This is a genomic window from Mycobacterium asiaticum, from assembly GCF_001673365.1.
Taxonomy (GTDB): Bacteria; Actinomycetota; Actinomycetes; order Mycobacteriales; family Mycobacteriaceae; genus Mycobacterium; species Mycobacterium asiaticum_A.
On record NZ_LZLS01000097.1, the window covers coordinates 47654 to 74201 of the forward strand.

21 protein-coding genes and 1 tRNA gene are annotated in these 26548 nt (G+C 65.2%); 13 read left to right on the plus strand and 9 right to left on the minus strand.

The annotated features are described in order from the left end of the window. Positions 1–17: 17 nt before the first annotated feature. Positions 18–3287: a LuxR family transcriptional regulator gene (locus A5634_RS10730; RefSeq protein WP_253861542.1), complete on the plus strand. Its 3270-nt coding sequence runs from the start codon at positions 18–20 to the stop codon at positions 3285–3287. Here the strand turns inward: A5634_RS10730 and A5634_RS10735 are convergent. Beyond that, a complete protein-coding gene (locus A5634_RS10735; RefSeq protein WP_172831678.1) occupies positions 3284–4687 on the minus strand; it encodes a wax ester/triacylglycerol synthase domain-containing protein in 1404 nt (467 codons plus the stop codon). The genes A5634_RS10730 and A5634_RS10735 overlap by 4 nt on opposite strands. A gap of 158 nt (positions 4688–4845) precedes the next feature. Here A5634_RS10735 and A5634_RS10740 point away from each other — a divergent pair, with 158 nt between their 5' ends. Then, positions 4846–7710, plus strand: coding sequence for an AMP-binding protein (locus tag A5634_RS10740; protein WP_065144025.1), 2865 nt, complete (start codon positions 4846–4848; stop codon positions 7708–7710). A 28-nt stretch (positions 7711–7738) separates the two neighbouring features. Here A5634_RS10740 and A5634_RS10745 read toward each other — a convergent pair whose 3' ends face one another. Then, complete coding sequence (locus A5634_RS10745; RefSeq protein ID WP_253861543.1) at positions 7739–8392, minus strand: nitroreductase family protein; 654 nt, start codon at positions 8390–8392, stop codon at positions 7739–7741. A gap of 124 nt (positions 8393–8516) precedes the next feature. Between A5634_RS10745 and A5634_RS10750 the strand changes: the two genes are divergently transcribed. Then, the gene (locus A5634_RS10750; protein WP_172831679.1) at positions 8517–9266 is read left to right on the plus strand and encodes an adenosylcobinamide amidohydrolase; all 750 of its coding nucleotides are present in this window, start codon (positions 8517–8519) and stop codon (positions 9264–9266) included. 184 nt (positions 9267–9450) lie between these two features. Here A5634_RS10750 and A5634_RS29895 read toward each other — a convergent pair whose 3' ends face one another. The 5 genes from A5634_RS29895 to A5634_RS10770 form a co-directional block, all read right to left on the minus strand. Then, positions 9451–9585, minus strand: coding sequence for a hypothetical protein (locus A5634_RS29895; protein WP_301337105.1), 135 nt, complete (start codon positions 9583–9585; stop codon positions 9451–9453). Positions 9586–9597: 12 nt separating this feature from the next. Next, positions 9598–9669: transfer RNA gene (locus A5634_RS10755), tRNA-Val, on the minus strand. 50 nt (positions 9670–9719) lie between these two features. Continuing rightward, positions 9720–10181 (minus strand): peroxiredoxin, encoded by a 462-nt coding sequence (locus tag A5634_RS10760; protein WP_065144027.1) that lies wholly within the window; start codon positions 10179–10181, stop codon positions 9720–9722. After that, positions 10181–10591, minus strand: a complete 411-nt coding sequence (locus A5634_RS10765; RefSeq protein ID WP_065144028.1) for a DUF3052 domain-containing protein — start codon at positions 10589–10591, stop codon at positions 10181–10183. Before A5634_RS10765 ends, A5634_RS10760 begins: the two co-directional genes overlap by 1 nt. A gap of 76 nt (positions 10592–10667) precedes the next feature. Beyond that, positions 10668–11216, minus strand: a complete 549-nt coding sequence (locus A5634_RS10770) for a hypothetical protein (RefSeq protein ID WP_081290347.1) — start codon at positions 11214–11216, stop codon at positions 10668–10670. A 169-nt stretch (positions 11217–11385) separates the two neighbouring features. On the opposite strand from A5634_RS10770, the gene aceE reads away from it, so the two are divergent. The 7 genes from aceE to A5634_RS10805 all read left to right on the plus strand — a co-directional run bounded on the left by aceE (position 11386) and on the right by A5634_RS10805 (position 21220). Next, positions 11386–14175 (plus strand): pyruvate dehydrogenase (acetyl-transferring), homodimeric type, encoded by a 2790-nt coding sequence (gene aceE, locus A5634_RS10775; protein WP_065144101.1) that lies wholly within the window; start codon positions 11386–11388, stop codon positions 14173–14175. Positions 14176–14349: 174 nt separating this feature from the next. After that, entirely contained in the window at positions 14350–15678 is a 1329-nt protein-coding gene (locus tag A5634_RS10780; protein WP_065144030.1) for a PucR family transcriptional regulator, read from the plus strand. 140 nt (positions 15679–15818) lie between these two features. After that, positions 15819–16736, plus strand: a complete 918-nt coding sequence (locus A5634_RS10785) for an ACP S-malonyltransferase (protein WP_065144031.1) — start codon at positions 15819–15821, stop codon at positions 16734–16736. Between the two features lie 86 nt (positions 16737–16822). Then, entirely contained in the window at positions 16823–17164 is a 342-nt protein-coding gene (gene acpM, locus A5634_RS10790) for a meromycolate extension acyl carrier protein AcpM (protein WP_065144032.1), read from the plus strand. Then, positions 17161–18411, plus strand: coding sequence for a 3-oxoacyl-ACP synthase KasA (gene kasA, locus A5634_RS10795; protein WP_065144033.1), 1251 nt, complete (start codon positions 17161–17163; stop codon positions 18409–18411). The genes acpM and kasA overlap by 4 nt, the downstream gene beginning before the upstream one ends. 59 nt (positions 18412–18470) lie before the next feature. Next, positions 18471–19724 (plus strand): 3-oxoacyl-ACP synthase KasB, encoded by a 1254-nt coding sequence (gene kasB / locus A5634_RS10800; protein ID WP_065144034.1) that lies wholly within the window; start codon positions 18471–18473, stop codon positions 19722–19724. 74 nt (positions 19725–19798) lie between these two features. Beyond that, complete coding sequence (locus A5634_RS10805; protein WP_065144035.1) at positions 19799–21220, plus strand: acyl-CoA carboxylase subunit beta; 1422 nt, start codon at positions 19799–19801, stop codon at positions 21218–21220. Between the two features lie 73 nt (positions 21221–21293). Here the strand turns inward: A5634_RS10805 and A5634_RS10810 are convergent, their stop codons facing one another. Together A5634_RS10810 and A5634_RS10815 are read right to left on the minus strand one after the other, a co-directional pair. After that, positions 21294–22829 carry a glycerol-3-phosphate dehydrogenase/oxidase gene (locus tag A5634_RS10810; protein ID WP_155769478.1) on the minus strand — a complete coding sequence of 512 codons (1536 nt, stop codon included), beginning with the start codon at positions 22827–22829 and terminating at the stop codon, positions 21294–21296. Beyond that, positions 22829–23401: a TetR/AcrR family transcriptional regulator gene (locus A5634_RS10815; RefSeq protein ID WP_065144037.1), complete on the minus strand. Its 573-nt coding sequence runs from the start codon at positions 23399–23401 to the stop codon at positions 22829–22831. The genes A5634_RS10810 and A5634_RS10815 overlap by 1 nt, the downstream gene beginning before the upstream one ends. 47 nt (positions 23402–23448) lie before the next feature. Between A5634_RS10815 and A5634_RS10820 the strand changes: the two genes are divergently transcribed. The 3 genes from A5634_RS10820 to A5634_RS10830 are packed head-to-tail and all read left to right on the plus strand — an operon-like array spanning position 23449 to position 26514. After that, complete coding sequence (locus tag A5634_RS10820) at positions 23449–25029, plus strand: FAD-binding oxidoreductase (RefSeq protein WP_155769482.1); 1581 nt, start codon at positions 23449–23451, stop codon at positions 25027–25029. Next, positions 25026–25970 (plus strand): diacylglycerol kinase, encoded by a 945-nt coding sequence (locus A5634_RS10825; RefSeq protein ID WP_065144039.1) that lies wholly within the window; start codon positions 25026–25028, stop codon positions 25968–25970. Before A5634_RS10820 ends, A5634_RS10825 begins: the two co-directional genes overlap by 4 nt. Positions 25971–26001: 31 nt before the next feature. After that, the gene (locus A5634_RS10830) at positions 26002–26514 is read left to right on the plus strand and encodes a hypothetical protein (RefSeq protein ID WP_065144040.1); all 513 of its coding nucleotides are present in this window, start codon (positions 26002–26004) and stop codon (positions 26512–26514) included. The last annotated feature ends 34 nt before the right edge of the window (positions 26515–26548 follow it).

Here is a 26548-nt window from a genome sequence, read left to right on the forward strand (position 1 = left end):
GCCGCATGCTGGCTAGCATGAGCGAAACGAGCTGGAGCGGGCCAGATATGAGCGAGCTACCGTCCGGATTACCGACTGGAACCGTGACTTTGCTGCTCGCCGACGTCCAAGGCTCGACACGGTTGTGGGAAACCCAACCTGAGGCGATGAAAAGCGCGGTCGCACGGCTGGATCAAGCGCTGTCCGCAACCGTCGCGACCCGTCACGGTGTGCGGCCGATCGAGCAGGGCGAGGGCGACAGTTTCGTGATCGCCTTCGCCCGCGCCGCCGACGCGGTGGCCTGCGCCTTGGACCTGCAACTAGCTCCGTTGGCGCCGATCAAGCTTCGCATCGGGGTCCACACCGGTGATGTCCAGTTGCGTGATGAGGGCAACTACATCGGGCCTACCATCAACCGGGCCGCGCGACTGCGGGATCTAGCCCACGGCGGACAGACGGTGTTATCCGGTGCCACCGAACCCCTTGTCCTCGACCAACTCCCAGCCGATGTCACGCTCACCGACCTGGGTGCCTATCCGCTGCGGGACATACCGCGGCCCGAACGCGTGGTGCAACTCTGCCACCCGGATCTGCACAATGACTTTCCGCCGTTACGAACCATGAATACCGTTGCGTCCGAATGCCTTCCGGTGCAGTTGACCAGTTTCATCGGGCGCCAAGCCGAGATGCGGGGCATCCGCGAAGCCGTCGCGGGCAACCGGCTGGTCACCCTCACCGGTGCCGGCGGAGCCGGTAAGACGCGCCTGGCGGTGCAGGTCGCCGCCACGTACCCGGATGGGGTCTGGTACGTCGACTTGGCGCCACTGACCGACCCCGACGCCGTACCGGTAACCGTGGCCCGAGCTCTCGGGCTGAGCGACCAGCCCGGGCAGTCCGGCACCGAGGTAGTGCAGCGATTCCTGCGCGACCGAGAAGTGTTGCTGCTCCTAGACAATTGTGAGCACCTGCTCGACGCCAGCGCCGAATTGATCACCGCTTTGTTGGCCCGCTGTCCGGGACTGCGGTTGCTGACCACCAGCCGTGAACCTATCGGCGTGCCCGGCGAAGTGAGCTGGCGGGTGCCGTCGCTGTCACTGAATGACGAAGCGCTCGAACTCTTTAGCGACCGCGCGCGACGCATCAAACCCGAATTCCGCATCACCGCAGCCAACAATGAGACCGTTCTCGAGATCTGCCGCAGGCTCGACGGCCTGCCGCTGGCCATCGAACTTGCTGCCGCACGCATTCGGGCCCTGTCCCCCAACGAGATCCTGCACAGCTTGCACGACACCTTCCGGCTACTCACCGGTGGCGCCCGCACCTCGGTACGGCGGCAACAGACGCTGCGCGCCTCTGTGGACTGGTCACATGCCCTGCTGTCAGAACCCGAACAGCTTCTGTTCCGCCGGCTCGCGGTGTTTCTTGGCGGATTCGACCTTGACGCCGCGCAGGCCTTGGCAACCGAGATGGAGCGCTACCAGGTGCTCGACCTGCTCACGCTGCTCGTCGACAAGTCGCTGGTAGTCGCCGACGACAGCGCGCAAATTACCCGTTACCGACTGCTGGAGACCGTGCGTCAGTACGCCCAGGAGAAGCTGCACGAGTCCCGCGAAGGCAGCGACGTGCGCACCCGGCATCGCGACCACTACATCGCGATGGCCAAGCTGCTCGATGCACCGACAGCGACCGACCATGACCGGCGCCTCCAACAGGCAGCAACCGAAATCGACAACCTGCGAGCAGCTTTCGCATGGACCCGCGAGAACTCCGACACCGAGCTGGCATTGACGCTCGGTTGTGCTTTGGTACCGCTCTGGGTGTCGCACGGGCAAATGCAGGAAGGACTCAACTGGCTGGGGGCGGCGCTCGCCGACGCAGAACGCGACGGTTTCGACGGGCCGATGCACACGGTTCGGGCCGCGGTGAGCGTCAGCGTCCTGGAATCGTTCCGTGGCCTGAGCATTGACTTCGATTCAGCCAAGCGGACTTTGGACGCGGCCCGCGAACTCGGTGACCAAAGACTACTGGCGCGGGCCTTGACCGCCTGCGCCTGCCGCGCCGCCGACGATCGCGAATTGTCGATCGCCTACTTCACCGAGGCGGCCCAGGCCGCGCGCGAGAGCGGCGATGCGTGGTGGCTGGGCCAGACGCTCAACTTGGAGGCAGTGTTCGCGCTGTTGTTCGGCGAACCCGTCGCAGTTCCGGCGGCCGCCGAGGAGGCTCTTCGGATCGCCGAGAGGATCGGCGACAACTTCGTCTTCTACCAATGCCGTTATGTCCTGGCGTGGTCACAGATTTTGCGCGGCGAACTTACCGATGCGCTGATCGAGCTCCGGGAAATCGACGAGGAGTGCACTGCCGCCCGTTACACCATGTACTCGACGGTTGCGGTGTCGATCCAAGCCATCGGGTTTGCCTACCTGGGAAAGATCGAGGCGGCTCGGGAGGCGGCCGCGGTCGCCTATCAGCGGGTGACCGACCTCTTTCCTACGTTCCGCGGAATCGTCGACGCGTCGATGGCCCACGTGCTCCTAACCGCGGGCGAGCCATCCGCCGCCTGGCAGGCCTTCGAAACCGCGCGCGAGCACACCTTGATGGATCCCCAATTGGCCCCGATGCACATCTATGCGGCGTTGGCTCCGCTGGCTTGCGGTGATCTGGCTGCGGCGCGCCGCTGGGCCGATGAGGTTGTCGCCGCCACCCGGGGGTGGAGTCGGGCGGCATCCCTGGCCACGCGGGCGCGCGTCGAGATCGCTCAGGGCGCTTTCGACGCAGCCGAACGCGATGCTTTCGACGCCCTCGACCTGGCGGCCCATCTGGGAGGCGACCTGCTAATTCCGATCGTCCTGGATTGCCTTGCCGGCACGGTGACCGAAGCCGGCAATCACCAAGTGGCGGTACGCCTTTTCGCAGCCGCAGACGCCGCCTACCAACGCATGGGCTTGGTGCGCTTTCCGGTTCTTGCGCAGGCTGACGAGGCCAGAATTGCTGCGCTACAAGCGGTTTTAGGTGACGACGAGTTCGAGGCCACTTGGGCCGAGGGTGCCGCGTTGTCTCTTGAGGAGGCGATCGCCTATGCCCAACATCGGCGCGGTGAACGTAGCCGCGCCAGCAGCGGCTGGGCGTCGCTGACCCGCGCCGAACTCGACGTCGTCAAGCTGGTCAGCCAAGGACTGGGCAACCGCGAGGTGGCCGGCAAGCTCTTCATCTCACCCCGCACCGTGCAGGCTCACCTCACGCACATCTACACCAAACTCGGATTGACCTCACGTGTGCAGCTCGCGCAGGAGGCGACGCGGCACGCCTAAACGACGTCCATAAGCGGCTCGGCACCGTGACCTACCGCGGTTGCCAGGTCGTTGAAATACGCCTGCATGCCCTCGCACACACCGTCTGCGGTCGCGGCCAGCGATCTGTCTGCCACCACGAAGATCGTCAGGATCCCGTCGTAGGCCATCGCAATCAAGCCCAGGCCCTTGGTGCCGCCGGGCAGCGCGGTGAGCAGCCAGCGTTCGACGCGGCCACCAAGACTGTCCGGGGCGAACGGGGGGCCGTGCACCAATGTCGCGGTGACGTTCCACTTCAGCGGCCACTTCTGGACGGCTCCACCCTTGCCGAGCATGGCACGGATGCCGGGTTCATCGGAGTCCAGCGCGTGCCGCAACCGATCGGTGATCGCCGTCAGGACCTCGGACGGGTCGTCCTGGCCCAGAGGCGCGGTGACCACCAAGTTGCCTGTCTGCGTGGAGGAATCGACGAATACACGGTCGGTGTCCTGACGCAGATTCTTGGGCACCCCGATCTTCAGCGGTGCTTGCAGCGGCATGCCGGCGGTCTTTAGGGCCGTCTCGATGCCTCGGGCCACCGCCGACAGGTAGACGGTGTTCACCGTCGCTCCCGGGTTGCTTCGGGCGAGCGCCCGGACCTCGTCGAGCGGACGGGTTGTCAGACGGCAAACCCAGTCGCCGGTCGCAGGCACGTTGATGCCGGTCGGTGTATATGGCTGACGGGATTCCCGTCGGAGCAGGTTCGTCAGCCGCCGCACGTCGTGCACCGCGGCCCGCACACGGCTAGGCGAACTGATCACGCGCAGTGCGTGTTTCGTCTTGTGCACCACGCCGCGACCGCGCCAGGCCAGACCGGGCGCGACTAGTCTGAGCTTCGGTGGCGCGAACACCTTTGATCGTGTCGCTTCCGAGGGCACCGCAAAGTCGAGGTCGAGCAGCACCGCACCGAACAGTGCGATGCATGCCGCGCCGTCGCCGACGGCGTGGTGCACCTGAACGATAAATGCCCACTTGCCGTCGTCGAAGCCTTCGACGACGTAGATCCGCCACGGCGGACGTCGCAAATCCAGTGGGCCCATGACGCTTTCGATCACGTGCATCAACTCGGGAATGCCGCCGCCAAGGACCTGCCTGCTTTGCACGTGATAGTCGATATCGAACAGTTCTGCGTCAAACCACGCGGGCGGAGCCACGCCCCATGGCGTGGCGACTATGCGTTGCATCAACCGAGGAATAAGTGGCGCCCGGACGCGGACCCGCTTTCGCACTTGTTCGAGTACCGACGCCGCATCGTCGGTGGGACGTTCGGCAAAGCAAATCGAAATAAGTTGACTCTGCGATGCCCCGCCGCGTGAAAAGGCGAGTGCATCCCGCGAATTGAGATAGTCGAGCGAGCCGGGATATTGCGTGCTGGGCGTCACGGCCTGGATCATAAACAGTGCGAGCGAAATTGAATATGCAGCCACAACGGCAAATTAATAAAGCATCATAATGGCACAAAATTCGCTATTCATAATGCGGAACTTTATTTATACTTCTGCCGCGTCGGGAATGGCGCATCGGAAGGGGCTTCAAACGAATGCGGACAGAACAATGCCTACGTGACGAGCTCGCCGGTGTGCTCAGAGATGCCGGACTAGGGCAGATCGATGATCCCAATATTCTCGATTTCGATTTCGCCGAGCAACTCGGCCTGGGCAGCATCGAACTCGCCGACCTGTTCATCCGGGTTGGCAGGGCCTACGCCGTTGAACTGCCCTCGGACGAAATAGGCATGTTTCGTCGGCCGCGCGACCTGCTGGATGCCGTCGAAAAGGCTCTTGGCGCAGCTGCTTTCACGCGCCATCCCATCGAGCGGCCAGTTGCGGCCCCCGAACAAGATGCATCCATCGCAAGCCTTGCCGCGATGGAGCCTGCGCCGATGTCCTTGCTTGATGCGCTACGCACTCGCGCCGAGCAACACAGCCAGTTTCCCCATTTGAAGTTCCTCACCGCGGACAAGCAGGTGAGCACCCTGACCTTCGGCGAGCTATGGGACCAAGGCAGGTGTGTGGCCGCGGGCTTGACCAACCTCGGCCTGACCTGGGGCGAGCGGGTCGCAATCGTCATGCCAACGGGTCCCGATTTCTTCGTCGCATTCGTGGGTGTCCTATGCGCGGGCGGCGTCCCGGTACCGATCTATCCTCCTTTACGACTTGACGACCTGGGCAACTATGTCGACCGGCAGAGTCGCATTTTGCAAAGTGCCACAACAGCATTCGTCATCTCTGATCCGCAGTTTAAGTCGGCGGCGGACCTGCTGTGCACGGCCACCCCATCGCTACGGGAATCCGTCACGCTGGCATCTCTGCGCGGCAGCGGTACGGCACCGTTCTGTGTCACGACGCCCCCTGACCTCGCGCTCATCCAGTACACCTCGGGAAGCACCGGCGACCCCAAGGGTGTCGCTCTCACCCACGGCAATCTGCTGGCCAATATGCGGGCAAATAGCGACGGAATTACGCGCGCGGGCTGCAGCCCCTCAGACGTGGTGGTGTCCTGGGTGCCGCTCTACCACGACTTCGGGCTGATCGCGATGTGGATGTCGGTGGGGATCTTCACCGGAGCAACCATAGTGCTGATGTCGCCGATCGACTTCTTGACCAAGCCGGCACTGTGGCTGTGGGCTATCGATCGGTTTCGCGCGACGACCGCCCCCACCACCACCTTCGGACTCGACCACGTCAGGCGACGCGTCTTGGACCAAGACATCGCGAGAATAGAACTTTCCAGCCTCAAGGCAGTGGTGATCGGCGCGGAACCGGTGCGGCCTAAAGCGATTGACGAATTCTGTTGCAGGTTCGAAAACTACGGATTTCGCCGCGGCGCTGTCGCGCCGGCCTATGGACTTGCCGAATCGTGCGTCGGGGTGACGTTCGCCGGCGGCGAGCAGCGGCCGCGAGTCGATCACGTCGATGCCGATCGGCTGGCGGACGAGGGTCGCGCCCTGCCCGCGGGTCAGGGCTCACGCATCCGCAGCCTGGTGTCCTGTGGGACGCCGATGGGAGATCAGCAGATTCGCATAGTCGAGTCCACGGACCGGCTGACACCGCTCGCGGAGCGCTTGGAGGGACGGGTCCTGGTGCGCGGGAAGTCGGTGATGTCGGGTTATTTCGGCCGCCCGGACGCCACAGCGGCGGTGCTGTTGGGCGATTGGCTGGACACCGGGGATCTGGGTTATCTGGCCGACGGCGAACTGTTCATCACCGGCCGGGTCAAGGACCTGATCATCAAGGCGGGCCGCAACTATCACCCACAAGACATCGAACACGCCGTCGGTGAGCTGCCTGGAGTGCGCAAAGGCTGTGTGATCGCGTTCGGCGAGCCGACCGACCAGGGTGAGGGTCTCGTAGTCGTCGCCGAAACCACCACGGACAGAGCGAAATACGACGAAATCAAGGCGCTGATCCGGGCCGCGGTCGTAGAGGCGACAGGCACGTCGGCCGACGACGTCGTACTGATTTCGCGCGGCAGCATACTCAAGACCTCCAGCGGCAAGCTGCGCCGTCAAGAGACCCGGCTGGCCTATCGGGATGGGACTTTGGGAAGACGCGCCTCGCGCCGGGGCGTTGTCCTGTTGGTGGCCCGCCTGGCCCGTTACCGGGTGCGGACGTTCATCGGGAGGCGCCGCGACGAGCTGGTCGGCAGCTACATCGCCACGGCAACGATGGCCGTCGTGTTGGTCTCGGCCGGCGCGTCGGCGTTGTTGCGCAGCCGCACCGCAACGTGGCGCTTCACCCGTCGCATGCTGCGGGTGTTGTTCGCCACCACCGGAATGTCGTTCCGACGGACCGGTGTGCCGCTACCGGATGGGCAGGCCATTTATGTCAGCAATCACCCGACCGATATGGATCCGCTGCTGCTGCTCAGTGCGTTCGACCGACCGGTGTGCATGACCGCGAAAGCGCGACTGCTGCAAGGCCCGCTCGGGCTACTCGCCCGTCGCCTTGGCGTCATCCCCGTCGAGCCGGGCTCGTTGGAAGCGTCGCTGACGTCCTACGAACGGCTGGAACTTCTTCTGGCACAAGGCGAATCGATCCACATCTTCCCCGAGGGCGAGCGCCGCGACACACCCGGCACCTACCCCTTTAGACTCGGCGCGTTCAAACTGGCCGCCGCCGCAGGGATTCCGATCGTCCCGCTGGCCCTGCGGGGTCCGCGCGAGGTGATGCGGGGACGGCCGTACCGACCCGCCGCGCTGGAAGTGCAGGTGCTGCCTGCCGTGCGGCTGGACTGCCCGGCCAGCGACCTGGCCGCACTGGCCGCGGCGCGCGCGCAGGTTCGTCAAGTTATCGCCGAAGCGTCCGGCGAGCCGCTGGTCAGCAACCCAAGTCTCAAGAAGCCCGTGGTACGCGACTCGGTCGCCACCCGATTCTCCTCGTGGGGCGCCCGGGCGCGAAGGTAACCACAGCGGGGCGAGCGCCTCTCACGGGCTACCGAAATGCCCGATTGCCATAGCGATTCAGCGAAACGAACTCCCCGACCGGCCGACGTGTGGTCGGGCCGTACTTACCCTTCGGCCAGCCCATCGGAACCACCGCAACCGGAGTGATATTCCACGGCAACCCCAGGGCTCGCCTTGCCAACACCGTGCTCCACAGCGGCATGGTGATCAGCGCCGCGCCGAGCCCGGCCGCACGCGCCGCGAGCAACAGGTTCTGCACGGCGGGATAGATGGAACCGTAGGCGCTGCTGCTAGCGATCGTTGGATAGGGCGCAATGACGCCTTTGAGGCACGCGACCACGACGACCGGAATGTCCTCGAAATGATCGGCCTGCCAGCGCACCGCCTTCTCGATGCGAAGCATCTTTTCGTCCATCCGATTGTTCAGAGTTCGTTTGTACAGCGGGCCAAAGACGTTGAGCGCCCGGCGATTCAACCGAGCGAGTTTGGCGACCGCTTCGCGGTCTTTGAGAACGATGAACTCCCAGTTCTGGGCATTCGAACCGGTCGGTGCCTTCATCGCCAGCTCGAGCAGATGCAATACGAGTGAATCGTCGACCGGGTCACTCTTGAGCCGACGGATCGCACGCTGGGTACGCATAGCTTCTTCCAGCGGCATGGTCAGGGGTTCTTGCGCTGTCATTACCTGATTCCAGCACCCGGTCACCGCGCGAGCAACTAGACGCGATTGCTACCGCAACGCGCTCCGGGGCGTCGCGCCCTATCGCCGATTTGCAAACCCGCGGCCGCCCGCCAGGATGAGAGCCATGCAACCCAGGTTGACCGCACGAGTGGAACAAACTCGCCCGATGCCGGTCCTGCTCTGGCAATTCGCCGAGCCTCGACTGTGCATCTCGTCGGGCCCGCTCGGCGGCGGTATTGGCGCCCGGGCCTGGGTGGCCAATGCAACGGTCCCGCTGGATTACGGCCGAACCGACCCGGACCGTCACCTGACCGAGATTGGCGCTGCACTCGGGCTCGTTGGCGTCGGCTGCGGACTGCTCACCGCTGTGGACGTGACTCGCTACCACCTCGCCGCGGATAGCGGAGTACATGCCACCGCAACTGTCGGACTCTCGAACCCGGCCTGGGCTGCCGCGCCCGACCAAGACTTCCGTCGCGAGTTGCCCGCCGGCGTGCAAACGACGGCGTTCGATTACCGGACCGTCGAGTACCGACCGCTCACCGACAGTGACGACTACCGGGTGGGGACGATCAACATCGTGGTAGCGGTGCCGGTGCGGCTCTCGCACGCGGCGCTGGTCAACGCCGTGGCCACCGCAACGGAGGCGAAGGTGCAGGCGTTGTACGAAATCGGGGTGCGGGCCACCGGGACGGCTTCGGATGCGATCGTCGTGCACTGTCCGACCACCGGGGTTGCGGAAGCATTCGGTGGACCGCGCTCGACATTCGGCGCCCGCATCGCGCGCGCGGTCCATACTTCCGTACTTGCCGGGGCCCGGTCCTGGATCTCAGCACCAGCAGGGGGCGCTGCGATCGGTGACCTGTCTCCCTGAGCGAGCCCGCGGCCCCCGCTTCCTCGCTGCCTCGCCGCTTCCTCGCTGCCTCGCTGCCTCGCCGCCTTGCCGCCTCGCCGCGTCGCCGACATATAACCCACGCACACGACACGCCGCAATCAGTCGCAGTGGTTTATCTTTCGCGGTTCGCATCTGAGCGAGGTGCGATGCGTATCAGCCGCCTTCAGCCTTCGACGCGGACGGTCAATGTGGGCCTGGCCGAATCCTCCGGGCCGGCCACCCGCTGCCACACCGCGTCAATCATGGGCTGTAGCAACAGTTCACCGAACCGCTCGCTCTGAAAAGAACGGGAACTCACCACCGAAGAGGGTGGGCGCGGACGGTATCGAACCGCCGACCGCTGGTGTGTAAAACCAGAGCTCTACCACTGAGCTACGCGCCCTTATAACCCCGGCGCAGGCTACACGCCCACACCCCAACCCCCCAAAACGTTTACCCCGCCAAAGCCGCCAACGCGCCAGTCCACAAGCTCTGATCGCGCGCCTCACCGGGCTGTTTCATCTCGGCGAAGCGGATGATCCCCGACTGGTCGACCACGAAAGTGCCGCGGTTGGAGACGCCGGCCACGTCGTTGAACACCCCGTAAGCCTGACTCACCGCGCCGTGCGGCCAGAAATCGGACAGCACCGGGAAGGTGAACCCGCTCTGCACCGCCCAGATCTTGTGGGTGGGCGGCGGTCCGACCGAGATGGCCAGCGCCGCGCTCGAGTCGTTCTCGAACTCGGGCAGATTGTCCCGCAGCGCGTCGAGTTCGCCCTGGCAAATCCCGGTGAAGGCCAGCGGGAAGAACACCAGCAGCACGTTCTTGGCGCCCCGGAACGCGCTCAACGTGACCGGTTGCTGGTTCTGGTCGCGCAGGGTGAAGTCGGGGGCGGTGGCTCCGACGTCGAGCATCAGCGCTTCCCGGTCCGGGACTTCGGCTGTACCAAACGGCTGGCGCTCCAGTTACCCAAATTGACCGACGATGTCGGCATCAGGCCCGCGGTCGGGGCCGCCTCGGCGATGTCGGCGGGCAGCACATGGCCGGGACGGCCGGTCTTAGGTGTCAGCACCCATATGACGCCGTCTTCGGCGAGCGGGCTGATGGCGTCCATCAGGATGTCCACCAAATCACCGTCGTCGTCGCGGTACCACAGCAACACGACGTCGACGACCTCGTCGGTGTCCTCGTCGAGCAACTCGCTGCCGCAGGCATCTTCGACATCGGCGCGGATGTCGTCGTCGGTGTCCTCGTCCCAACCCCACTCTTGGACGACTTGGTCCCGTTGGATGCCCAGTTTGCGAGCGTGATCCGCCGCGACCACCGTGGAACCTCCCTCAGACAACCGCACGACAAGCGACGAACGTTATCGTCGCACAGGCGTAGCCCACTTCATACAGCTAACCCACGCACATTTTCAGCGCCTTGGTCTTGGCGTCGTTGAGGCGGTCGACACGCTTGTTGAACTCCCCGGTCGACGCGTGGGTACCGATCGCATTAGCCACCTGACGTGCGGCGTCGTTGTACGTGTTGAACGCGTCACGCATCTGGGCTGGCAATGCGTCGCTGTAGCTGTTCTCCACCGCCGTGGCGCTGGCATTGAGCGCTGAGATGGCCGGGCCCTCGGTCGGGCCGGTGTTCTTGCCGCCGTTGTAGGCAGCGACGAACTCGTTCACCCTGTCGATGGCTTCTTTGCTGGTCGTCGCCAGCGCATCGCAGGAGGTGCGCATCGCCCTGGTCGTCACTGACTGCTGGCGCTGCGATTCCCGGACGCTGGATGTCACCGACGACGCCGACACCGACGCCGACACCGATGACCGGTACGCCGGGGCGATGCTGGTGTCGGCTGCACCCGTGCCATCGGTGACCTTGGTACAGCCGACGATGCCGATCACGAGCACCGCAATGCAGCCGAGCGCCAAGGCTCCTCGCTTGGGGAACCCCCCCACGTGCCTCACGGGGTGTGACGTTACCGGGTCGCGATCCCATCTGCCCCACAAGCACCTACTTCGGGGGTTGGGGCCGACGCCGCACATGGCTATCCGCAACGGACACCGGTGCGGCACGATAGAGGCAGGATCACTCGAGCATCACCCCGCCGACTACAGGAGTAGCGCGTTGACCACCGAGTTCGCCCGCAAGGACCTGGCCAAAACACCAAGCAGCGCAAGCGAACCCGACCGCGTGAGGGTGATTCGCGAAGGCGTGGCGTCGTATCTGCCCGACATTGATCCTGAAGAAACCTCGGAGTGGCTGGAGTCTTTCGACGATCTGCTGGCGCGTTCCGGGCCCGCGCGGGCGCGCTATCTGATGCTGCGAATGCTGGAGCGCGCCGGTGAGCAACGAGTCTCCATCCCGGCGCTGACCTCAACCGACTACGTCAACACCATCCCGACCGAGCTGGAACCGTGGTTTCCCGGCGACGAGGACGTCGAACGTCGCTACCGGGCCTGGATCAGATGGAACGCGGCAATCATGGTGCACCGCGCCCAACGTCCGGGGGTGGGAGTCGGCGGCCACATCTCGACCTATGCGTCCTCCGCAGCGCTGTACGAGGTCGGCTTCAACCACTTTTTCCGCGGCAAGTCGCATCCCGGTGGCGGTGACCAGGTGTTCATCCAGGGCCATGCCTCACCGGGTATCTATGCCCGTGCCTTCCTGGAAGGCCGGCTGACCAGTGAGCGCATGGACGGCTTCCGTCAGGAGCACAGCCATGCTGGCGGCGGGTTGCCGTCCTACCCGCATCCCCGATTGATGAATGACTTCTGGGAGTTTCCCACCGTCTCCATGGGCCTTGGGCCGCTCAACGCCATCTACCAGGCTCGGTTCAACCACTACCTGCATGACCGGGGCATCAAGGACACTTCCGACCAGCACGTGTGGTGCTTTTTGGGCGATGGCGAGATGGACGAGCCGGAAAGCCGCGGGTTGCTGCACGTCGGCGCGCTCGAAGGACTGGACAACCTGACCTTCGTGATCAACTGCAATCTGCAGCGCCTGGACGGCCCGGTGCGGGGCAACGGCAAGATCATCCAGGAGTTGGAGTCCTTCTTCCGCGGTGCGGGCTGGAACGTCATCAAGGTGGTGTGGGGCCGCGAATGGGACGCGCTGTTGCACGCCGACCGGGACGGCGCGCTGGTCAATCTGATGAACACCACGCCCGACGGCGACTACCAGACCTACAAAGCTAACGACGGCGCCTACGTGCGTGACCATTTCTTCGGACGCGACCCGCGCACCAAGGCACTGGTGCAGGACATGAGCGACTCCGAAATCTGGAACCTCAAGCGCGGCGGGCACGACTACCGCAAGGTCTACGCCGCCTACCATGCCGCCCTTGCGCACAAGGGACAGCCAACGGTGATTCTGGCGAAGACCATCAAGGGCTACTCGCTGGGTGCGCACTTCCAGGGCCGCAACGCTACTCACCAAATGAAAAAGCTTGCGCTGCAAGACCTTAAGCGTTTCCGGGATTCCATGCGGATCCCAATCAGCGACGCCGCGCTCGACGAAGATCCGTACCTACCGCCGTACTACCACCCCGGTGCGGACGCGCCGGAGATTCGGTACCTGCTCGACCGGCGCCGCACCCTGGGCGGCTTCGTCCCCGAACGGCGAACCAAGACCAAAGCGCTGCAGTTACCGTCGCGCGACGTGTACAAGGTGCTGAAGAAAGGCTCCGGCAACCAGGAAGTCGCCACCACCATGGCGCTGGTGCGCACCTTCAAAGAACTGTTGCGGGACAAGGAGATCGGGCCGCGCATCGTCCCGATCATTCCCGACGAGGCCCGCACCTTCGGGATGGACTCGTGGTTCCCGTCGCTGAAGATCTACAACCGCAACGGCCAGCTGTACACCGCCGTCGATGCCGAGCTGATGCTGGCCTATAAGGAAAGCGAAGTCGGCCAGATCCTGCACGAAGGCATCAACGAAGCGGGGTCGGTGGGGTCGTTCACCGCGGTCGGCACGTCCTATGCCACCCACAACGAGCCGATGATCCCGCTCTACATCTTCTATTCCATGTTCGGGTTCCAGCGCACCGGCGACGGACTGTGGGCCGCGGCCGATCAGATGGCCCGGGGCTTCGTGCTGGGTGCCACGGCCGGGCGCACCACACTCGTCGGCGAGGGGCTCCAACACGCCGACGGCCATTCGTTGCTGTTGGCGGCCACGAATCCGGCCGTGGTGGCCTACGATCCGGCGTTCGCCTACGAGATCGCCTACATCGTCGAAAGCGGCCTGGCGCGGATGTTCGGCAAGGATCCGGAAAACGTCTACTTCTACATCACCCTGTACAACGAGCCCTATCAGCAGCCGCCGGAGCCAGAGAACTTCGATCCGCAGGGCTTGCTGCAGGGCATTTACCGCTACCGCGAGGCGAAGGAGAAGCGCGCCAGCACGGCGCAAATTCTGGTGTCGGGGGTCGCGATGCCTTCGGCGCTCAAGGCCGCCGAGATGTTGGCCGACGAATGGGATGTGGCCGCCGACGTGTGGTCGGTGACCAGCTGGGGCGAGCTGAACCGCGACGGCGTGGAAGTGGAGAAGCACCGGCTGCGTCACCCGGACCAGCCGGCGGGCGAGGCCTATGTGACGAAGGTTCTCAAGGAGACCCGCGGCCCGGTGGTCGCGGTCTCGGACTGGATGCGCGCGGTCCCGGAGCAGATCCGGCCGTGGGTGCCGGGCACTTACGTCACGTTGGGCACCGACGGGTTCGGCTTCTCCGACACCCGGCCGGCGGCTCGCCGTTACTACAACACCGACGCCGAATCGCTGGTCGTCGCGGTGCTCGAGGCGCTGGCCCGCGACGGCGAGATCGATCCGTCGCAGGCGTTCACGGCCGCAGAGCAGTACAAGATCGACGACGTCCTGGCGGCCCCCGAGCAGACCTCCGACCCCGGCGTGGCCTAACCCTCCCGCGGTACCGTCCCCGCGGGTTCTCCCGCGGGTCCTCCCGCGCCGTTCGCATCGAGCGTCCCGCCAGAGTGGCAATCGACGACCAGCGCCACGCCAGCGTGACGCTCGGCGGCGCACACACCCCGCTCTTTAGCGAAACCTTCTAGAAATAGGGCGTAGCTTTTAGGTGTGAACGACAACCAGTTTGCCCAGCAGCTGCAGCAACGGCCCCGGTCGCCGCTGGAAATGCTGGACACCGTGCCCGATTCCCTGCTGCGCAGGCTCAAGCAGTATTCGGGCCGGCTGGCCACCGAAGCCGTGTCGGCCATGCAGGAGCGGTTGCCGTTCTTCGGTGACCTGGAAGCCTCCCAGCGTGCCAGCGTCGCGCTGGTGGTCCAAACCGCGGTCGTCAACTTCGTCGAGTGGATGCAGGACCCGCACAGCAACGTCAGTTACACCGCTCAGGCCTTCGAACTGGTTCCTCAGGATCTGACCCGGCGCATCGCCCTGCGCGACACCGTGGACATGGTGCGCGTCACCATGGAGTTCTTCGAAGAGGTGGTGCCGCTACTGGCCCGCTCCGAAGAGCAGCTCACCGCGCTCACCGTCGGCATCCTGAAGTACAGCCGCGACCTGGCCTTCACCGCCGCCACCGCCTACGCCGACGCGGCCGAGGCCCGCGGCGCGTGGGACAGCCGGATGGAAGCCAGCGTCGTCGACGCCGTCGTGCGCGGGGACACCGGTCCCGAGCTGCTGTCCCGGGCGGCCGCGCTGAACTGGGACACCACCGCGCCGGCGACGGTCGTGGTGGGCACCCCGGCCCCCGGCCGCGACGCTTCCAACACTCAAAGCCAGGGCAGCGAGCGGGCCAGCCAAGATGTCCGCGACATCGCGATTCGGCACGGCCGCGCCGCGCTGACCGACGTGCACGGCACCTGGCTGGTGGCCATCGTCTCCGGTCAACTGTCGCCCACTGACAAGTTCCTCAAGGATCTCCTGGGGGCGTTCGCCGACGAACCAGTGGTCATCGGTCCCACGGCACCGATGCTGACCGCGGCCTATCACAGTGCCAGCGAGGCGATCTCGGGGATGAACGCCGTCGCCGGGTGGCGTGGCGCGCCGCGTCCCGTTCTGGCCCGCGAACTCCTTCCGGAGCGGGCTTTGATGGGCGACGCATCAGCGATCGTTGCGCTGCACACCGACGTGATGCGCCCGCTCGCCGACGCGGGGCCGACACTTGTGGAAACCTTGGACGCTTTCTTAGATTGTGGCGGCGCCATTGAAGCTTGTGCCAGGAAGTTGTTCGTTCATCCAAACACTGTCCGGTACCGCCTCAAGCGAATCGCCGACTTCACTGGGCGCGATCCCACCCAGCCGCGCGACGCATACGTACTGCGCGTGGCGGCAACCGTCGGCCAACTGAACTATCCGACGCAGCCATCCGGTGCGGCTAACAATCCAGTGCCACACCTTCCGCCGCCGGTCAGAGGGGGTATAGGGTCGGGGTCTGGCCGATAGTGACCTAGATGACAGATCGCGGCTGGATCTCAAACATGTAGCTTACGGGGCTATTTTGTAGAAGGTATACAAAAACCTAAGACGAGGTTCATAATCTGTTACACCCCGCAAAACCGTCTTCACAGTGTTCTCTTAGACACGTGATCGCTTTGCTTGCACCCGGACAGGGTTCCCAGACCGAGGGGATGCTGTCGCCGTGGCTGGAACTGCCCGGCGCAGCAGACCAGATCGCCGCGTGGTCGAAGGCCAGCAGCCTGGACCTGGCGCGGCTGGGCACGACCGCCTCGACCGAGGAGATCACCGACACCGCGATCGCCCAACCGCTGATCGTGGCGGCCACTCTGCTCGCCCACCAGGAGCTCACCCGGCGCGGCCTCTTTAATGACCAGGAGCTGATCATCGCGGGCCACTCCGTCGGTGAGATCGCGGCCTACGCCATCGCCGGCGTGATCGCGGCTGACGATGCGGTCATGCTGGCGGCCACCCGTGGTGCCGAGATGGCCAAGGCCTGTGCCGCCGAGCCGACCGGCATGTCCGCGGTCCTGGGCGGCGACGAGACCGAGGTGCTGAACCGCCTCGAGCAGCTCGACCTGGTCCCGGCCAACCGCAACGCGGTCGGCCAGATCGTTGCCGCCGGCCGGCTGACCGCGCTGGAAAAGCTCGCCGAGGACCCGCCGGCCAAGGCGCGGGTTCGCGCGTTGGGTGTCGCCGGGGCCTTCCACACCGAGTTCATGGCTGCCGCCCTGGACGGCTACGCCGCGGCTGCGGCCGGCATCGCCACCGCCGAGCCCACCGCCACGCTGCTGTCCAACTACGACGGCAAGCCGGTCCCCAACGCCGCCGTGGCCATGGAGACCTTGGTGTCCCAGCTGACCCGGCCGGTGCGCTGGGACCTGTGCACCGCCTACATCCGTGAACAAAGCGAAAACAATGTCAAGGCGATCGTGGAGTTCCCGCCCGCGGGAACGCTGGCCGGCATCGCCAAACGCGAACTTCGGGGGGTTCCGACGCGAGCCGTCAAGTCACCCGCAGATCTGGACGAACTGGCGACCATCTAATCGCCAGGTTCGCGCCAGAACCTACAACCGCTCTATAAGCACGACCCAAATCGATCCAAACACAACACATTACGAAGGGAACCACTGTGGCCGTCAGTCAGGAAGAAATCATCGCCGGTATCGCCGAGATCATCGAAGAGGTGACCGGTATCGAGCCGTCGGAGGTCACCCCGGAGAAGTCGTTCGTCGACGACCTGGACATCGACTCGCTGTCGATGGTTGAGATCGCCGTGCAGACCGAGGACAAGTACGGCGTGAAGATCCCGGACGAGGACCTTGCTGGTCTGCGCACCGTCGGTGACGTCGTCGCCTACATCCAGAAGCTCGAGGAAGAGAACCCCGAGGCCGCCGAGGCGCTGCGCGCCAAGCTCGAGACCGAGAACCCCGAGGCCGTGGCCAACGTTCAGTCGAGGCTGGAGAACAAGTGACCAAGCCTTCCACTGCTAATGGCGGTTACCCCAACGTTGTGGTAACCGCCGTCACGGCGACGACATCGCTCGCGCCGGACATCGAGAGCACGTGGAAGGGCTTGTTGGCCGGCGAAAGCGGCATCCACGTTCTCGAGGACGAGTTCGTCACCAAGTGGGATCTGCCCGCCAAGATCGGTGGGCACCTCAAGGAACCGGTCGACGTCCACATGGGCCGCTTGGACTTGCGACGTATGTCCTACGTCCAGCGGTTGGCCAAGTTGCTCAGCGGTCAGTTGTGGGAGTCCGCCGGTGCTCCGGAGGTTGACCCGGACCGCTTCAGCGTGGTCGTCGGCACTGGGCTCGGCGGGGCCGAGCGGATCGTCGAGAGCTACGACCTGATGAACGAGGGCGGCCCACGCAAGGTGTCGCCGCTCGCCGTTCAGATGATCATGCCCAACGGCGCCGCGGCGGTGGTGGGTCTGCAACTGGGCGCCCGCGCCGGGGTAATCACCCCGGTCTCGGCCTGCTCGTCGGGTTCGGAGGCCATCGCACACGCGTGGCGCCAAATCGTGATGGGTGACGCAGACTTCGCCGTCTGCGGCGGCGTCGAAGGTCCGATCGAGGCGCTGCCCATCGCGGCGTTCTCGATGATGCGGGCCATGTCGACTCGCAACGACGAGCCCGAGCGCGCGTCGCGGCCGTTCGACAAGGACCGGGACGGCTTCGTGTTCGGTGAGGCCGGAGCGCTGATGATCCTTGAGACCGAGGAGCATGCCAAAGCACGCGGCGCCAAGCCGTTGGCTCGGTTGATGGGTGCCGGTATCACCTCGGACGCGTTCCACATGGTGGCGCCGGACCCCAACGGTGAACGTGCCGGCCGGGCAATGCAGCGGTCGATGGAGTTGGCGGGCCTGTCCCCCAGCGACATTGACCACGTCAATGCCCACGGAACGGCTACTCCGATCGGCGATGCGGCCGAGGCGAACGCGCTGCGGGTGGCCGGTTGTCAAAACGCTGCTGTTTATGCGCCGAAGTCGGCGCTCGGGCACTCGATCGGCGCTGTCGGCGCGCTGGAATCGGTGCTCACGGTGCTGACCCTTCGGGACGGAGTCATCCCACCGACATTGAACTATGAGACCCCCGATCCTGAGATCGACCTTGATGTTGTCGCGGGAGAGCCTCGCTATGGCGAGTACCGCTACGCGATCAACAACTCGTTCGGGTTCGGCGGTCACAACGTGGCGCTTGCATTCGGGCGTTACTAAAGCTGGACGGTGGTGGTCGCGATCACCACGAAGGACGGAAGGAACGGTTCGCAAGAGCCATGACAGAGCTGGTTACCGGGAAAGCCCTACCCAACGTGGTCGTCACCGGCGTCGCCATGACTACCGCATTGGCAACGGACGCGGAGACCACGTGGAAGTTGTTGCTAGACGGTCAAAGTGGTATCCGGACCCTCGACGACCCGTTCGTCGAGGAGTTCGACCTGCCGGTCCGTATCGGTGGGCACCTGTTGGAAGAGTTTGACAGCCAACTGACGCGGGTCGAACTGCGTCGCACGGCCTACCTGCAGAGAATGTCCACCGTCATCGGCCGCCGGGTGTGGGAGAACGCTGGATCCCCGGAGGTGGACACCAACAGGTTGGCGGTGTCGATCGGAACGGGATTGGGTTCGGCCGAAGAGCTGGTGTTCGGATACGACGAGATGCGGGCGCGCGGCTTCCGGGCGATTTCACCGCTGGCCGTGCAGAAGTACATGCCCAACGGCGCTGCGGCGGCCGTCGGACTGGAGCGCCACGCCAAGGCCGGTGTCATGACGCCGGTGTCGGCGTGTGCATCCGGTTCGGAGGGCATCGCGCGGGCATGGCAGCAAGTCGTGCTCGGCGAGGCTGACATGGCGATCTGCGGTGGCGTGGAAACCCGCATCGAGGCGGTGCCCATTGCCGGGTTCGCCAACATGCGCATCGTGATGTCCACCAACAACGACGACCCCGCCGGCGCGTGCCGCCCCTTCGACAAGGACCGGGACGGCTTCGTGTTCGGTGAGGCCGGTGCGTTGATGGTGATCGAGACCGAGGAGCACGCCAAGGCTCGGGGTGCCAACATCCTGGCCCGCATCATGGGAGCCAGCATCACCTCGGACGGCTTCCACATGGTGGCGCCGGATCCCAACGGGGAACGGGCCGGGCACGCGATGACGCGATCGATCCAACTCGCGGGCCTGGTCCCGTCGGACATCGATCACATCAACGCCCACGCCACCGGCACTCAGGTCGGTGACGTGGCCGAAGGCAGGGCGATCAACAACGCTCTGGGCAGCCACTCGGCGGCGGTGTATGCGCCTAAGTCTGCCCTCGGCCACTCGGTGGGTGCGGTCGGCGCAGTGGAGTCCATTTTGACCGTGCTCGCGCTGCGCGATCAGGTCATTCCCCCGACACTGAATCTGGTGAACCTCGATCCAGAGATCGATCTGGACGTGGTGGCGGGCAAGCCTCGACCTGGCAACTACGAGTACGCGATCAACAACTCGTTCGGGTTCGGCGGCCACAACGTGGCCATCACGTTTGGACGCTATTAGGACCGCGCGACAAGAAAATGCCAAGGATTACCGGATAAAACCCAGAGCACCACTGTCGAACTAGGAGACCTGCGATGACACTCATGGCCCCCGAGGCGGTTGACGAGTCGCTCGACCCCCGCGACCCGCTGCTGCGTCTGAGCAACTTTTTCGACAACGACAGCGTCGAACTGCTCCACGAGCGTGACCGCTCTGGCGTGCTGGCCGCGGCGGGCACCGTCAACGGGGTGCGCACGATCGCGTTCTGCACCGACGGGACCGTGATGGGTGGCGCGATGGGCGTCGAGGGTTGCGCGCACATCGTCAACGCCTACGACACCGCGATCGAGGAGCAGAGCCCCATCGTGGGTATCTGGCACTCCGGCGGTGCCCGACTGGCCGAAGGCGTGCGCGCCCTGCACGCGGTCGGGCAGGTCTTCGAGGCCATGATCCGTGCATCGGGCTACATTCCGCAGATCTCGGTGGTCGTCGGCTTCGCGGCCGGCGGCGCGGCCTACGGTCCGGCACTGACCGACGTCATCGTGATGGCGCCGGACAGCCGGGTGTTCGTCACCGGTCCGGACGTCGTTCGAAGCGTCACCGGCGAGGACGTCGACATGGCCTCCCTCGGTGGTCCGGAGACCCACCACAAGAAGTCCGGGGTGTGCCACATCGTCGCCGACGACGAACTCGACGCCTACGAGCGCGGCCGTCGGCTGGTCGGATTGTTCTGCCAGCAGGGGCATTTCGACCGCAGCAAGGCTGAGGCCGGCGACACCGACATCAGGGCGCTGCTGCCCGAGTCGGCGCGACGGGCCTACGACGTGCACCCGATTGTCACCGCGATTCTCGACGCGGACACTCCGTTCGACGAGTTCCAGGCCAAGTGGGCGCCGTCGATGGTGGTCGGGCTCGGCCGGTTGTCGGGCCGCACGGTTGGCGTGCTGGCCAATAACCCGCTGCGCCTGGGTGGCTGCTTGAACTCCGAAAGTGCCGAGAAGGCAGCACGTTTCGTGCGGCTGTGCGACGCGTTCGGCATTCCTTTGGTAGTCGTCGTCGACGTGCCGGGCTACCTGCCCGGCGTCGACCAGGAGTGGGGCGGCGTGGTGCGTCGCGGCGCCAAGTTGCTGCACGCGTTCGGTGAGGCCACAGTTCCGCGGGTCACCCTGGTGACGCGAAAGATCTACGGCGGGGCCTACATTGCGATGAACTCCCGCTCGCTGAACGCCACCAAGGTGTTCGCCTGGCCGGACGCCGAGGTTGCGGTGATGGGCGCGAAGGCTGCCGTGGGCATCCTGCACAAGCGTAAGCTGGCCGCCGCGCCCGAGCACGAGCGCGAAGCGCTGCACGACGAGTTGGCCGCCGAGCACGAGCGCATCGCCGGTGGTGTGGACAGCGCCATTGACATCGGTGTGGTCGACGAGAAGATCGACCCGTCGCATACCCGCAGCAAGCTCTGCGAGGCGCTTGCGCAAGCGCCCGCCCGTCGCGGCCGCCACAAGAACATCCCGCTGTAATCTGGCCGCGAGCGTAACCAGGCTGCGAAATTTCGCGCTTGAATTCGCAGCCCGGTTACGCTCGCGACGCCCGTCAAGCTAGGGCGAGGAACTCCTCGGCGACGCTGACCACTCGCTCGCGGTCGCGCGGCACTAGGCCGATGCGGGTGCGGCGATCGAGAATGTCGCCAACATCCAGTGCGCCCTCGTGGGAGACGGCGTACTCGAACTCCGCGCGGGTGACATCGATACCGTCAGCGACGGGCTCGGTTGGCCGCTCGCACGTGGCGGTCGCAACGACATTGGAAGACTCGGCCCCGTAGCGCGCCACCAGCGACTCCGGCAGGTCGCCCACGCCGCCTCCAGGTCCGGGATTAGCCGGCGCCCCAATCAACGGCAGGTCACGCGTGCGGCAATGGGCGGCACGCAACTGTCGTACCTTGACGGCGCGGTTGAGCACATCCTCTGCCATGTAACGGTATTCGGTCAGCTTGCCGCCGACCACGCTAATCACCCCGGTGGGCGACTCGAAGATCGCGTGGTCGCGCGACACGTCGGCGGTCCGGCCGGAGCCGGTGTCGATCAGCGGCCGCAGACCCGCGTAAGACCCGATGACATCCGAAGCCGTAACGGCAGTCTCCAACGCGGTGTTTACCGTGTCCAGCAGGAACGACACCTCGGCCGAAGAAGGTTCTGGCACATCGGGAATCGGGCCGGGTGCGTCCTCGTCGGTCAGGCCAAGATAGATCCGGCCCAGCTGCTCGGGCATTGCGAACACAAATCTGTTCAGCTCTCCGGGAATCGGAATGGTCAGTGCCGCAGTCGGGTTGCCGAAAGCTGCCGCATCGAACACCAAATGCGTTCCGCGACTTGGCCGCAACTTCAACGCCGGGTCGATGTCGCCGCCCCACACCCCGGCCGCGTTGATTACCGCGCCCGCCCTGACCGAGAACGACTCCCCGCTGCGCTGGTCGGTTAACCGCACCGAGTCAGCGGTGGCCTCCGATGCGGCCACGTAGGTGAGGATGCGCGCGCCGTGCTGGGCCGCGGTGCGCGCAACCGCCGTCACCAGACGGGCGTCGTCGATCAATTGCCCGTCGTAGTTGACGAATCCGCCGGCCAGTCCTTCGCGCTGCACGGTGGGCGCCATCTCCACGACCCGCCGCGCCGAAATACGGCGGGACCGAGGCAAAGTCGATGACGACGTGCCCGCCATCACCCGCAGCGCATCTCCCGCAAGAAAGCCGACGCGCACCAACGCGCGACTCGCGTGGTTCATCGACGGCAACAACGGCACCAGTTGCGGCATCGCGTGGACCAAGTGAGGAGCGTTGCGCGACATCAGGATTCCGCGTTCGATGGCGCTACGCCGGGCGATGCCCACATTGCCGCTGGCCAGGTAGCGCAGGCCGCCATGCACCAGTTTGGAACTCCACCGGCTGGTACCGAACGCCAGGTCCTGCTTTTCCACCAGTGCCGTTCGCAGTCCGCGTGCGGCGGCGTCCAGGGCGATGCCGACACCGGTGATACCGCCACCGATGACGACGACGTCCAGCGGCGCGGAACCGTCGGCGAGCGCCTGGAGGTCGGCGGTGCGGCGTGCGGCGTTAAGAGCGGTCGGGTTCTCCATCAGGACAGGTATCCGTTCAGTGTGTAGGTGAGTTGGGCGGCGAGTGCTTCGTCGTCGAGGATGGGTTTGACGATGTCGGCGGATTGGATGGTCGATTGAGCGATCAGCAGGATCATGGTCGCCAGCTGGCGGGGGTCGCCGGCTCGGATGCTGCCGGCTTGCTGGGCCAGTTCCAACCGTGCAGCCAGCCCCTCGATCAGGAATAGCTGGCTGGTGCCAAGTCGCTCGGTGATGTAGACCCGGGCCAGTTCCGAGTGCAGCACCGACATGATCAGTTCGTCACGCCGTAACCGGTCGGCCACTGCCACGACCTGTCGAACCAGCGCCTCTCGGTCGTTGCCGTCGAACGGCACCGCGCGCATCACGTCGGTGACATGGTTGGTCAGCAACGTCGACATGATCGACTGCGTGTCCGGCCACCGCCGGTACACGGTCGGTCGGCTGACGCCCGCGCGACGGGCGATCTCTGCCAGCGTCACCCGGTCGGCGCCGAAATCCACCACGCAGCTCGCCGCTGCCGCAAGTATGCGATCCCCGGTATCCCAATTGGGATCATTACTCATTGACAGCATGTGTAATACTGTAACGCATGACGCAACTTGACGAACTCCTTCCGCCGATGAAATGGAACGCGTGGGGAGATCCCGCCGCGGCCAAGCCGCTCTCCGAGGGGATCCGCGGCCTACTCAAGCAGGTTGTGGGACTTGAGGATTCGGATGAGCCAGAGCTGCAGCCCGACGAGGTGAAGCTGCGTCCGAGTTCGCTGTCGCAGACAGATCAGGAAGCGCTTGCCAAGATCGTCGGGGCGGAGTACTTCCGTACCGCCGACCGGGACCGGTTGCTGCGCGCCGGCGGGAAGTCCACTCCGGACCTGTTGCGTCGCAAGAACCGCGACGTTCAAGATGCACCCGATGCCGTCTTGTTGCCCGCAGACGACGACAGCGTCGCCGAGATCTTGCGCTATTGCTCCGAGAACGGCATCGCCGTGGTTCCGTTCGGCGGCGGCACCAATGTGACCGGCGGGCTGGACCCCACCCGCGGTCAGTTCAACGCGGTGATCTCACTGGACCTCAGGCGCTTTGACGAACTGCATTCGCTGGACGAGGTATCGGGCATCGCCGAACTCGGTGGCGGCGTCACCGGCCCCGACGCCGAACGCCTGCTCGGCGAACACGGTTTCTCGTTGGGACACTTCCCGCAAAGCTTCGAGTACGCCACCATCGGTGGGTTCGCGGCAACCCGCTCCTCCGGCCAGGACTCGGCGGGCTACGGCCGGTTCAACGACATGATCCTGGGCCTGCGCATGGTCACCCCGGTGGGGGTGTGGGACCTGGGCCGGGTCGCTGCCTCGGCCGCCGGCCCGGACCTGCGTCAACTCGCGATCGGCTCTGAGGGCACGCTTGGCGTCATCACCAGGGTGCGGTTGCGGGTGCATCCGGCGCCGGAAACGACCCGCTATGAAGCGTGGTCCTTCCCCGATTTCGCCACCGGCACCGCGGCGTTGCGCGCCGTCACTCAGATCGGCACCGGACCTACCGTCGTGCGACTGTCCGACGAGGCCGAGACCGGAGTGAACCTCGCCACCCACGAAACGATCGGCGAAGAACAAAGCGCCGGTGGCTGTTTGGGTTTGACCCTGTTCGAGGGCAGCAAGGAACACACCGAGAGCCGCCACGCCGAGACCCGCGCCTTGCTGGAGGCGCACGGCGGCACGTCTTTGGGCGAAGGCCCGGCCAAGACCTGGGAGCACGGCAGATTCAGCGCGCCCTACCTGCGCGACGCCATGCTCGCCGCCGGAGCCCTCTGCGAGACATTGGAAACCGCCACCGACTGGTCCAACATCCCCGCACTTAAGGCCGCCGTCACCGAAGCGCTCACCACCTCGCTGGCCGAATCTGGCACCCCGGCGCTGGTCATGTGCCACGTGTCGCACGTCTACCCGACGGGTGCTTCGCTGTACTTCACCGTCGTCGCCGGCCAACGTGGCAACCCACTCGAGCAGTGGTGGGCCGCCAAGAAGGCCGCCTGCGACGCAATTATGGCAACCGGTGGCACCATCACCCACCACCATGCGGTCGGCGCCGACCACCGGGCCTGGATGGGTGACGAGGTGGGCGAACTGGGCGTGCAAGTATTGCGCGCGGTAAAAGCAACACTGGATCCGGCCGGAATCCTCAATCCGGGCAAGCTGATTCCGTGACCCGAGAAAATCCGAGCACCGGACAGTTGGGTAGGCGCGAGATCAGCAAGGTCACCGCGCTGACCAATCCCCTCTCGGGGCACGGCGCCGCGGTCGAGGCCGCCCAACGCGCGATCGCGCGATTGCATCACCGCGGTGTGGAGGTGATCGAGATCGTCGGTGAAAATGCCGAGGACGCCCGCTATCTGCTCGACGCCGCGGTCGAGAAGGGCACCGACGCGGTTGTGGTTACCGGCGGCGACGGCGTCATCACCAACGCACTGCAGGTGCTGGCGGAAACCGATGTCCCGCTTGGGATTATCCCCGCCGGCACCGGCAACGACCATGCCCGCGAATTCGGAGTTCCCACCAAGGATCCCGAGGCCGCCGCGGACATCGTGGTGGACGGCTGGACGGAAACGATTGACCTGGGCCGGATCCGGGATCAAGCCGGAGCAACCAAGTGGTTCGGCACGGTCGCGGCAACGGGGTTCGATTCTTTGGTGACCGATCGGGCGAACCGCATGACCTGGCCGCACGGGCGGATGCGCTACTACCTGGCGATGATCGCCGAGCTGTCGCAGCTGCGCCTATTGCCGTTTCGGCTCGTGATCGACGGACAGCAGGAGATCGAGGCCGAGCTGACTATGACGGCCTTCGGTAACACTCGCAGTTACGGCGGCGGAATGCTGATCTGCCCCAACGCAGATCGGACTGACGGACTGCTCGACCTGACCATGGTGAAGACTGAGTCTCGGAGCAGCATGATTCGCTTCTTCCCCTCCGCGATCAAAGGCACCCACGTCAACCTCGACGAGGTGACCACCGCGCGCGCCAAGACGGTGGAAGTGGAGTGCCCCGGCATCAACGTCTACGCCGACGGCGATTACGCGTGCCCATTGCCGGCCGAGATCTCCGCGGTGCCGGCCGCGCTGCAGGTGCTGCGCCCCAAACAGGTGTAACGATCGGGTCACCGAACGCGACTTCTCCAGCATGTCGCGTTTGGTCAAGTCCGCGTCGGTTGCATCGGCAGCCTTGATCGCGCCGCTGAGTCTGGCTCCGTTGGCGCTCGCAAGTGAAGTCGCGTCCTGGAACGGCGAGTACGTCATGGTGCTCAATGCCAACGCGAAATCCGGCACCAGCGTGGCGGCCAGTCAACCCGAATTCGCCCATCGCACTAGTGTTTCCATCACCTCGAGTTGCACGGCCGGCGTCTGCATCGCCACCGTGAACAACCCGACGCCGCCCAAGAACGAATCCATGCCCCGGACAATTGAATTCACCTGGAATGGTTCGCAGTGGGTACGGGAGATGAGCTGGAACTGGGACTGCCTGCTACCCGACGGCACCATCGAATACGCCCCGGCAAAGTCGATAACCGTCTACACGCCAGGGCAATACGGCATCCTCACCGGCGTCTTCCACACCGATATCGCCAGCGGCGCATGCAAGGGCAACGTCGACATGCCGATATCGGCCAAGCCCGTCTCGCCGCCGATTACATAGCCGAAGTGCCCGCGAAACTGGGCAGCCTTTGGGG